The organism is Pseudomonas sp. GM80 (assembly GCF_000282515.1).
Taxonomy (GTDB): domain Bacteria; phylum Pseudomonadota; class Gammaproteobacteria; order Pseudomonadales; family Pseudomonadaceae; genus Aquipseudomonas.
In genome coordinates, this window is sequence record NZ_AKJD01000152.1 from 23030 (window position 1) to 31389 (window position 8360).

The 8360-nt window shown below is 59.4% G+C and carries 8 protein-coding genes; 4 read left to right on the forward strand and 4 right to left on the reverse strand.

Annotation, left to right across the window (positions count from 1 at the left end):
* Positions 1 to 146: 146 nt before the first annotated feature.
* Complete coding sequence (locus tag PMI37_RS21485; protein ID WP_007917758.1) at positions 147 to 452, forward strand: PepSY domain-containing protein; 306 nt, start codon at positions 147 to 149, stop codon at positions 450 to 452.
* Between the two features lie 75 nt (positions 453 to 527).
* On the opposite strand, the gene PMI37_RS21490 is transcribed toward PMI37_RS21485, so the two are convergent.
* The 3 genes from PMI37_RS21490 to PMI37_RS21500 all read right to left on the reverse strand — a co-directional run bounded on the left by PMI37_RS21490 (position 528) and on the right by PMI37_RS21500 (position 3229).
* Complete coding sequence (locus PMI37_RS21490) at positions 528 to 905, reverse strand: hypothetical protein (protein ID WP_008084895.1); 378 nt, start codon at positions 903 to 905, stop codon at positions 528 to 530.
* Positions 906 to 1053: 148 nt separating this feature from the next.
* Complete coding sequence (locus tag PMI37_RS21495; protein WP_008084896.1) at positions 1054 to 1494, reverse strand: hypothetical protein; 441 nt, start codon at positions 1492 to 1494, stop codon at positions 1054 to 1056.
* A 109-nt stretch (positions 1495 to 1603) separates the two neighbouring features.
* Complete coding sequence (locus PMI37_RS21500; protein WP_177323327.1) at positions 1604 to 3229, reverse strand: methyl-accepting chemotaxis protein; 1626 nt, start codon at positions 3227 to 3229, stop codon at positions 1604 to 1606.
* A 273-nt stretch (positions 3230 to 3502) separates the two neighbouring features.
* On the opposite strand from PMI37_RS21500, the gene PMI37_RS21505 reads away from it, so the two are divergent.
* Together PMI37_RS21505 and PMI37_RS21510 are read left to right on the forward strand one after the other, a co-directional pair.
* Complete coding sequence (locus tag PMI37_RS21505) at positions 3503 to 4525, forward strand: transporter (RefSeq protein WP_008084903.1); 1023 nt, start codon at positions 3503 to 3505, stop codon at positions 4523 to 4525.
* A 226-nt stretch (positions 4526 to 4751) separates the two neighbouring features.
* The gene (locus tag PMI37_RS21510; RefSeq protein WP_008084905.1) at positions 4752 to 6365 is read left to right on the forward strand and encodes an inorganic phosphate transporter; all 1614 of its coding nucleotides are present in this window, start codon (positions 4752 to 4754) and stop codon (positions 6363 to 6365) included.
* 129 nt (positions 6366 to 6494) lie between these two features.
* On the opposite strand, the gene PMI37_RS21515 is transcribed toward PMI37_RS21510, so the two are convergent.
* A complete protein-coding gene (locus PMI37_RS21515; protein ID WP_008084907.1) occupies positions 6495 to 7391 on the reverse strand; it encodes a LysR family transcriptional regulator in 897 nt (298 codons plus the stop codon).
* Between the two features lie 122 nt (positions 7392 to 7513).
* Here PMI37_RS21515 and PMI37_RS21520 point away from each other — a divergent pair, with 122 nt between their 5' ends.
* On the forward strand, positions 7514 to 8272 hold the full coding sequence (locus tag PMI37_RS21520; protein WP_008084909.1) for an SDR family NAD(P)-dependent oxidoreductase: 759 nt from the start codon (positions 7514 to 7516) through the stop codon (positions 8270 to 8272).
* Positions 8273 to 8360 lie beyond the last annotated feature (88 nt).

Consider the following 8360-nt stretch of genomic DNA (forward strand, 5'->3'; position numbering starts at 1 on the left):
CACAGCTTGAGATGTTCCGTTGTGCGGCAATTGAACAAACGACGCAATCGAGCGCGGTGTTTTTAAGGGTGAGTTAAGTTGCGGTGATTAACCTGAACTCACTCAAACAGCACACCGCTCCGACAAACATTAAAAGGATTGAACCGATGAAAACCTTGACTGCCCTGTTTACTGCCGCCGCCCTGACCCTGACTGCTGGCCTGGCCCAGGCTGATGTTCGCGTCGACCAGATCCCTGAACTGGTCAAGTCCGGCAAGATCAAGTCGCTGGAATCGATGAACGCCGAAGCGCTGAAACTGCACCCGGGTGCGACCATCACTGACACCGACCTGGATAACCACTTCAACGGTTACGAATACGAAGTCGAGCTGAAAACCGCTGACGGCAAAGAGTTCGATGTCGACTTCGACGCCACCACCGGCAAGGTGCTGAGCAACAAACAAGACACTTGATCGCCTGAATGAAAACACCTGCACGGTGATGAGTCGTGCAGGTGTTTTTTTGTTTTTACGAGGTCATTTAGAGGGTCATTCCAACACGTTCGAGAAAGACGAACTCGTACTGCTATTGAACGAGTGAACTTCAGCGCGAATCGTTTTTGAAGCGGCCACTACTCTTTCTTTCTGGTCTTCATTGAGGACAACAATTTTATAGCCAAAGTCGACCGTACCGACGACTTGATGCAGCTTCGACTTATCCAGAATCACATGCACGACAAAATGATCGCCTTCGCGGTAAACATGTCGGGCAACTTCGGTTTCGCCCATCGTAACGACGATGACTTCACCGAGTACAAAATCACGAGCTGGAATGGCAACTCTAGGTGTCAGGACATCAACTTCATTTGAATAGATAACTGTCTTTTGCCCCGCGACAAGACTCATTGGTAACAATTCTTCGGCCATTGCCTTTCTCCTGATAAGTTCGCAAATCACCATGCCCTGATCCGCCGGCATGTCAGGACTATCAGGCGCAGGCCGAAGACCGTCTACTGTCAGAAATTACAGGTGCAGACTCTTTCAGGCGTAAAGCCGCCGATAAAGCGACCAACGGTTATGCCGTTGTGCTGACCAGCGAGCCCGAGGTGCTGCTGTCCGAATCCTGCAGCGCCTGCAGCAAGGCCGATGTGGCGGTTTGCAGCGAAGCCGAGGTGCTGGCGATCTGCGCCTGAGCGGCGGCGACGTCGGCGGCTTTGGCCTCCGAGCTTTCCTGCTTGGCCTGCGCCGCTTGCAGCGCTTGCTGTTGTTCCTGCAATTGCTTTTGCAGTTCGGCGATCTGCTTGCGCAGTTCTTTCACCGAATCCGATTCTTCGCTGCTGCTGGAACTGCTGCCACCCGAAGGCGCCGCGCCACCGGCCGCTTTCGGTGCGTCGGTGGCAGCCCCAGTGCTCGAAGAGGCGGCGGTTGCCGCGTCTTCGCTGACGTCGCTGATTGCGGTTTTGCTGGTCGAGGTGCTGAGGGTCTGGTTGATCGAAACAGAAGTGATGCTGACCATGGGAGTGCTCCAATGCCGGTGATAGATAACCGGTCATCGACCATGGCCGCCGCAAGTTGAGATCGACTGTGTAGCGACTCGGTATCCAAACCGGTACACAGTCAAAGGGTCACGCGCTCAGGCGTGCAGTGACTTCGTTCAGTTGCCCCGACAACCCGTGCAGGTTCTGGCTGGCGCTTTCGGTGCGCTGCACGTTGTCGAGGTTGGTGCTGGCGATCGAGGTGATCTCGGTGAGGTTGCGCGAGATATCCTCGGCCACCGAGGTCTGCTCTTCGGCAGCAGTCGCGATCTGACGGTTCATGTCGCGAATCGCTTCTACCGCGTGGGTGATGCGCTCCAGCATTGCGCCCGCCTGGGTCACTTGCTCGACGCTTTCATCACTGCGCGACTGACCGCTTTCAATGGCTTGCGCCGCGTCGACCGCACCGGTCTGCACGTTCTGAATGATCTGGTTGATCTCGATGATCGACTCAGCGGTGCGTTGGGCGAGGTTGCGCACCTCATCGGCGACCACCGCAAAACCACGCCCGGCTTCACCGGCGCGCGCCGCTTCAATCGCAGCGTTGAGTGCCAGCAAGTTGGTCTGCTCGGCAATGCCGCGAATCACTTCCAGCACTTTGCCAATGCGCCCACTGTCCGCTTCCAGACGCCGGATGACGGTCGCGGTGTTGGCGATTTCGCCGCGCATCTGCGTGATCGAATGGATGGTGCTTTGCATGACCTTTTCACCCTGCTGGGCAGACTGGTCGGCATCGTCGGCGGCACGCGCGGCATCGGCGGCGTGACGTGCCACTTCCTGCGCGGTGGCGGACATTTCGTTCATCGCCGTGGCCACTTGATCGGTGCGGTTGAACTGCTCGTTGGTGCCACCGGCCATGGTCGTGGCGATCGCATTCAACTCGCCGCTGGCGCTGTCCAGATCGCTGGCGCTGCGTTGCAGACGGGTGAAGGTTTCGGCGAGGAAATCACGCAGGGTATTGGCCGCAGCGGCGAGGTTGCCCAACTCATCCTGGCGGTCGCTGACCACGCGTTCAGCGAGTTTGCCGCGACTCAACTGAGTGACGTAGTCGATGAGCTTGCGAATCGGCTCGACCAGATTGCGGTTGACCAGCCACAGGCTCAGCAGGCCGATCACCACGCCCGAGGCGAGCATCACCAACAGACCGAACAACACCGTGCGGTCGGCCTCGGCACTGATCAGCGCCGATTGCTCGGTACCCTGCTTGCGCAACTCGGCGACCAGTTCGCTCATCTGGTCGCTGGCGGCGCGGTCGACACCTTTGACGGCGTTGTCGCCTGCGCTCGGATCGCCACCGGCAGCGACGTAGGCATCGCGGCCCTTCTGATAGGCGCTGCCCAACTGACGATGTTCTTCACGCAAACGTTCGATGCGCGATTTCAGGCTCGGCTCGATGCCTTTCTGGCTGGCCAGTTCACCGAGAATCTTCTGTACATCGCGCTGACGGTCTTCGAACTGGCTCCAGTACTTGGCCAGGTCCGCCGGTTGTTTGCCGCGCAGCAAAACGTTTTTCCATTCCTGCACCTGCACTTTGAATTGCAGGTTGGCTTCGTCGATCAGTTGCGAGGTGTGCAACGGGCCGGCGATCAACTGGCTGTAGCTTTGCACGCCGTTGGACAGGAAATGGAAGCAGGCCAGCGCGATCAACAACATCGCCAGCAGGCTGCCGCTCAGCAGGGCGAGAATTTGCGCTCTCAGGGATTTTTGCAGCATCACAGGTACTCATGACAGGGATGAGGCACGCCCAAAACGGGCGTGAAAAGTGGCCGGACTTCCCTGTCGGCGAACCTTGGCTCGAGGCCAATGGCGCGCAAGCTAACTCACCCGTGATCGGCGCGCCAGAGCGCTTCTTGAGATTTCCCCGACCGCTGGTAATGCGTTGATTTGACGTCATTTTGCTGTCACACAAACGTCATGTGACATTGCGATGATGCCGCTCAGGTGAACCTGAAATTCCCGCGCCAGCCGCCCTCTTCGCAGCGAGCCTTCATGAACCACAGCCTCGATATCAGCCATCGCGATCCTGATCTGTTTGGCCTGCTCTACGGCTTTCGTTTCCTGCCCGGCGAACGTGGCCGCGAAGTCGATTCGGCGACGGCGTTGCGCTGTTTGCAGGACGACAACGACAGTGGCGAATTTCTCTGGCTGCATCTGAACCTGGCTCACGCGGCGTGTGAGCGCTGGATGAAAAGCCATCTGCAATTGCCCGAAGAATTTTTCGAAGCACTGCACGAAGGTTCGCGTTCGACGCGCATCGAACATGTCGACTCGGCGTTGCTGGCGGTGGTCAACGATGTGGTGTTCAACCTCAGCAGCATGGTCTCCTCCGACGTGTCGACGCTGTGGGTCTGTGTGCGCAGCAAACTGATCGTCAGTGCGCGCTTGCAACCGCTGCATTCGGTGGACAAATTGCGCTCGTCGGTGAAGGCCGGCGAGCGCTTTCGTTCACCGTCGGAACTGCTGGTGCATCTGCTCCGTGATCAGGGTGAAGTGCTCACGCAGATCGTGCGCAAGACCAGCCTGAGCGTTGACCAGGTCGAGGACGAATTGCTCTCCTCACGGCTGTCGACCAACCGCGCCGAACTCGGTGCCAACCGCCGGGTGTTGGTGCGCTTGCAACGGTTGCTGGCGCTGGAGCCGGGCTCGTTGTTGCGTCTGCTCAATCGCCCGCCGCCGTGGTTGCAGAAGGAGGACGTCAAGGAGTTGCGCAAGTCCACCGAGGAGTTTGCGCTGATCATCAACGACCTCACGGCGCTGGGTGAGCGGATCAAATTGCTCCAGGAAGAGATCGCCGCCAATCTCAACGAACAAAGCAACCGCACACTGTTCACCCTGACCGTGGTGACAGTGCTGGCGTTGCCGATCAACATCATTGCCGGTTTTTTCGGCATGAATGTCGGTGGCGTGCCGTTGTCGCAGGATCCGGAAGGGTTCTGGATATTGGTTGCGCTGGTGGCGACGTTTACCGTGATTGCCGGGCGTTGGGCCTTCCGTAAAAGAGGCGACTACTGACGTCTCCACACGCTCGTTCCCACGCTCTGCGTGGGAATGCATCAAGTGACGCTCTGCGTCACAGGGACGCGGAGCGTCCCGGGCGGCATTCCCACGCGGAGCGTGGGAACGAGCAGAAGACCGACGGTTGCGCTATTCATCCAAACACTGATCTGTCGCAGTCTCTCTGTAACATTCTGCAATGATCATGGGCGACACTCCTTCCCTCGCTCAGGATTGTCCTCCCATGGCTACTCCCTCCCTGACCGCCAGCTCGGCTTCCGCCGCCAGCGGCCGGCCGGCGCTCGACAAGAAAACCGGGCCGTTCACCTACGTGATTTTTTTCGCCGTGCTGGCGATGGGGATGCTGTTCACCGCCTACAGCCTGATGCACGACATGCACGAACTCGGCACGGTGGTCACCACGTGGACGCCGTTCCTGCTGCTCGGCGTGGCGCTGCTGATTGCGCTGGGCTTTGAGTTCGTCAACGGTTTCCACGACACCGCCAATGCCGTCGCAACCGTGATTTATACGCACTCGCTGCCGCCGAACGTCGCCGTAGTCTGGTCGGGGTTTTTCAACTTCCTCGGTGTGCTGCTGTCGAGCGGCGCGGTGGCGTTCGGCATCATCGCGTTGCTGCCGGTGGAGCTGATTCTGCAAGTCGGATCGTCTGCCGGGTTCGCGATGATCTTCGCCCTGTTGATCGCCGCGATCCTGTGGAACCTCGGCACCTGGTGGCTGGGTTTGCCGGCGTCGTCTTCGCACACGCTGATCGGCTCGATCATCGGCGTCGGTGTGGCCAATGCCTTGATGCATGGCCGCGACGGCACCAGCGGTGTCGACTGGGCGCAGGCAACCAAGATCGGTTACGCGTTGCTGCTGTCGCCGCTGGTGGGTTTCGGTTGCGCCGCGTTGTTGCTGCTGGCGTTACGCGCGTTCGTGAAAAATCGCTCGCTGTACAAGGCGCCGGAAGGCAACACCCCGCCGCCGTGGTGGATTCGCGGTTTGTTGATCCTGACCTGCACCGGCGTGTCCTTCGCTCACGGCTCCAACGACGGGCAGAAAGGCATGGGCCTGATCATGCTGATTCTGGTTGGCACGCTGCCGATGGCCTACGCGCTGAACCGCACCATGCCGGAAGAACAATCGCTGCAATTCGCCGCCGTGGCGCAAGTCACCCAGCAAGCGCTGGTGAAAAGTGCACCGCTGCCGACGCCGGCCGATCCGCGCGCAGTGCTCTCCGACTACGTGCGCAGCAAGGACGCCACGCCGCAACTGATTCCCGCCCTCGCCGCCCTCACCGGGCACATCGGCGAAGAAGTCAGGGGCTACGGTTCGCTGGCGAAAGTCCCGGCCGAAGCCATGGGCAACGTGCGTAACGACATGTACCTGGCCAGCGAAAGCATTCGCCTGATGGACAAGAACAAGGTCGGCAATTTTGACGCCGACACCAGCAGCAAGCTGCAACTGTTCAAGCAACAGATCGACAACGCCACGCGGTTTATTCCGCTGTGGGTGAAGATCGCCGTGGCCATCGCGCTGGGGTTGGGCACCATGGTTGGCTGGAAGCGGATTGTGGTGACGGTCGGCGAGAAGATCGGCAAGACCCACCTGACGTATGCGCAGGGAGCTTCGGCGGAAACCGTGGCGATGCTGACCATTGGTGCGGCGGACATGTTTGGTTTGCCGGTGTCGACGACGCATGTGTTGTCCTCCGGTGTGGCCGGGACCATGGTCGCCAATGGCGGCGGCTTGCAGATGAGGACCATCCGCAATCTGTTGATGGCGTGGGTGCTGACATTGCCCGCCGCGATTCTGCTGTCGGGCAGCCTCTACTGGCTGTTCACCCAAATCTTCTGATGATTCCCCTGTAGGATTCTGATGATTCCCCTGTAGGAGCTGCCGCAGGCTGCGATCTTTTGATCCTGTTTTTAAAGATCAAAAGATCGCAGCCTGCGGCAGCTCCTACAGTTGGATGGGTGGTATTGGTTAGAGGGCGGAGCGAATCAGATCGCCGAGCCAGTCCATGAATACCCGTACTCGCAGAGGTAAATGTCGCTGCCTGGCATAGAGCAATGAAATACCCATCGCCGGCGCGGTGAATTGCGGCAACACCGTCACCAACTCGCCATTGTCCAGATGCGGCTGCAACCCGGTTCGCGGCACTTGCGTCAGACCAAACCCGCCCAGGCACGCCGACTCATAAGCGTCAGTGCTGTTGACCGTCACGCTGCCGGCCATCGGCAAGCGTTTCACCTGCCCGCCCTCCTCGTACACAAACCCTTCCGAACGCGAACCCAGCACGCCGACGTAATGCACCAGCCGATGCTGCGCGAGATCCTCCAGCGTCTGCGGTACGCCATAGCGCGCGAGGTACGCAGGGCTCGCGCAATTGACCATCGGGAAATCGCCGAGGTGCCGCGCCACCACCGATTGATCCGGCTGCGCGCCGATTCTCACCACGCAATCAAAACCCTCGCTGAGCAGGTCGACGCGGCGGTCGGTGCTGCTGATTTCCAGTTCGAGGTTCGGATGGCGATCCATGAATAGCGGCAGGCTCGGCATGACCAGACGCCGCGCGAGAATATTCGGCAGGTCGACACGAATGCGCCCGGTCAGCGACGCTTCGTCCTGACGAAACAAGCCTTCGATCTCGTCCATGTGCGAGAGCAGGTCTTTGCTGCGTTCGTACAACACCAGACCGTCCTGCGTCGCCTGCACCTTGCGCGTGGTGCGTTGCAGCAGGCGCGTGCCGAGCAGCGCTTCCAGCGCTTGCACATGCTCGGACACGGTGGAGCGCGGCAGCCCGAGATTTTCCCCGGCGAGGGTGAAACTCGACAGTTCGCTGACCCGCACGAAGGTGCGCAGCAGTTCCAGTTTGTTCATGGCGGGCCTTTGATTGTTCGGATTAGCCGATCAGTGATTCCGATTTCAGTCTGTTTATCACCTCTCAGCGGATAAATAAACTGAGTCCCATCACCACCACTCACCGCAATCGAGGTAGTCCCATGAACCGCAAAATCGCATTGATCACCGGCGCCAGTCGTGGCTTGGGTAAGAACGCCGCCCTGCACTTGGCTGCCCAAGGCATCGACATCATCGGCACTTACCACAGCCGCGCCGATGAAGCGCAGGCGCTAGTCAGCGAACTGCAAGCACTCGGCGCCAAAGCCATGATGTTGCAACTGGACGTTGGCCGCAGCGAAAGTTTTGCCGAGTTCGGTACTCGGGTTGAGCAGGCGTTGCAGCAGACCTTCGAGCGTCAGCGTTTTGATTTCCTGATCAACAATGCCGGGGTCGGTCTGCATGTGAGCTTCGCCGAGACCAGCGCCGAGCAATTCGACATGCTGATGAACGTGCATCTCAAAGGGCCGTTCTTCCTGACTCAACAACTGTTGCCGCTGATTAACGATGGCGGCCGGATCATCAACATTTCCAGCGGCCTCGCGCGTTTCACCATCCCGGGCGCCAGTGCTTATGCGGCGATGAAAGGTGCGATTGAAGTGCTGACCCGTTATCAGGCGAAAGAACTGGGCGCACGGCAGATTGCCGTGAATACCCTGGCGCCCGGTGCGATTGAAACCGACTTCGGTGGCGGTACCGTTCGCGACAATGCGGCGGTGAATGCGATGGTTGCCGACAACACCGCGCTGGGTCGTGCCGGCCAGCCGGATGACATTGGCGGGGCATTGGCGTTGTTGCTGTCGCCGGGTGCGCAGTGGATCAATGGCCAGCGGGTTGAAGCCTCCGGCGGCATGTTCCTCTAACTCACCGCACACACCTCCCCCTGTAGGAGCTGCCAAAGGCTGCGATCTTTTGATCTTGCTTTATAAGGGCAAGATCAAAAGATCGCAG